This is a genomic window from Brooklawnia sp. (genome assembly GCF_049651565.1).
In the GTDB taxonomy this organism is placed as follows: domain Bacteria; phylum Actinomycetota; class Actinomycetes; order Propionibacteriales; family Propionibacteriaceae; genus Brooklawnia.
In genome coordinates, this window is the sequence record NZ_JBASCI010000027.1 from 1 (window position 1) to 1,924 (window position 1,924).

Genomic DNA, 1,924 nt, shown 5'->3' on the forward strand with positions numbered 1-1,924 from the left:
ACCGGAATCCGGGTCGCAGCCGAACGCCTCCAGGTGCCGCTGACCGACATCACTGTGGGGGTGCGCAGCGGCGACACCCCGCCACAGGCCCGGGCCGCCCTGGTCAGGACGCCACCAAGCATCCTGATCACCACACCCGAATCGCTCTACCTGATGCTGACCAGTTCGGCGCGCAGCACCCTGACTGGTGTCGAGACCGTCATCGTGGACGAGATTCATGCCGTGGCCGGCACCAAGCGCGGCAGCCACCTGGCGCTCAGCCTGGAGCGGCTGGACGCCCTGGTGGGCCACGACGTCCAGCGGGTTGCGCTCTCGGCGACCGTGCGGCCGGTCGAGCGGGTCGCCCAGTTCCTCGGCGGCGACCGGCCCGTCCGGATCGTCGCCCCGCCAGCACACAAGCAGTGGGACGTGAGCGTTCGGCTGCCGGTCACCGACATCACCCAGCCCGGCCCCGCCCCGGGCGCCGAACCACCGGTCGACCCGCTGCTGGGCGGGCCGGGCACCGACACCCTCGCCGTGGACGCCGCCACCAGCCCCTCGCTGTGGCCGCACATCGAGGCCGAGGTCTACCAGACCGTCACCAGCGGCCGCTCGACACTGGTGTTCACCAACTCCCGCCGCACCGCCGAACGGCTGACCGGCCGGCTCAACGAGCTGTGGGCCGCCGAGCACGCCCCCGACACCCTCGACCAACTGCCCGACCGACCACCCGCACAGGTGATGGCCCCCTCCGACATCGTCCGCGGCGTCCCGGCCGTCATCGCCCGCGCCCACCACGGCTCGGTCAGCAAGGAGGCCCGCGCCGATATCGAGGCGGCCCTCAAATCGGGCGACCTGCGCTGCGTGGTGGCGACCAGCTCGCTGGAACTGGGCATCGACATGGGCGCTGTCGACCGGGTCGTGCAGGTCGGAGCGCCGGCTTCGGTCGCCAGCGCCCTGCAACGGATCGGCCGCTCCGGCCACGACGTCGGCGCGACCTCCCGGGGTGACGTCTACCCGCTGCACCGCGGCGACCTTGGCCCGTCCGTAGTGGCCACCGAGAGCATGCTGGCCGGGCGGATCGAGGAACTGCGGGTGCCCCGCCACCCGCTGGACGTGCTCGCACAACAAACGGTGGCCGCCGCCGCGGCCGCCGGCGACGCCGGCCTCGACGTGGACACCTGGTACGCCACCGTCACCCGGTCGCACCCCTACGCCCGACTCGACCGGGCCCTGCTCGACTCCATCATCGAACTGGTGACCGGGGCGTACCCGGCCGCCGACTTCGGTGAGCTGCGGGCCCGGCTGGCCCAGGGTGACGACGGCCGGCTCTACCCGCGGCCGGGTGCGCTTCGGCTGGCGGTCACCTCCGGCGGCACGATTCCCGACCGGGGCATGTTCGGGGTCTTCCTGGTCTCCGACGAGCAGGGGGCGCGCCGGGTGGGCGAACTGGATGAGGAGATGGTCTACGAATCACGGGTCGGTGACGTGTTCACCCTGGGCGCGTCCGCCTGGCAGATCGAGGAGATCACCCGCGACCAGGTACGGGTGTCGCCCGCTCCCGGCCGCACCGGTCGGCTGCCGTTCTGGCGCGGCGACGACGAGGGCCGGCCCGCCGAGCTCGGACGCCAGATCGGCCGGCTCTACCGGGAGGTCTCGAGGGAGCCGGCCCGGCTCGACCGGCTCCACCTGGACGCCAACACCCGGGTCAACCTGACCACCTACATCACCGAGCAGCGGGCCGCCACCGGTGCGCTACCGGACGACCGGACAGTGGTCATCGAACGCTTCCGCGACGAGCTCGGTGACTGGCGGGTGGTCGTCCACTCCACCCTGGGCAGGCGGGTGCTGGGCGCGTGGTCGCTGGTGATGGCCGAGGCGTTGTCGCGGGCGCCCGGCGTCGACGTCCAGCCGGTGGTGTCGGACGACGGGATCGTGTTGCGGC

At 72.8% G+C, this 1,924-nt stretch carries 1 protein-coding gene; it reads left to right on the plus strand.

Features of this window, described 5'->3' with window-relative positions; all coding sequences use genetic code 11:
- A partial coding sequence (locus WBL05_RS01325) for a DEAD/DEAH box helicase (RefSeq protein ID WP_424223232.1) occupies positions 1-1,924 on the plus strand: 1,924 nt, incomplete at both ends.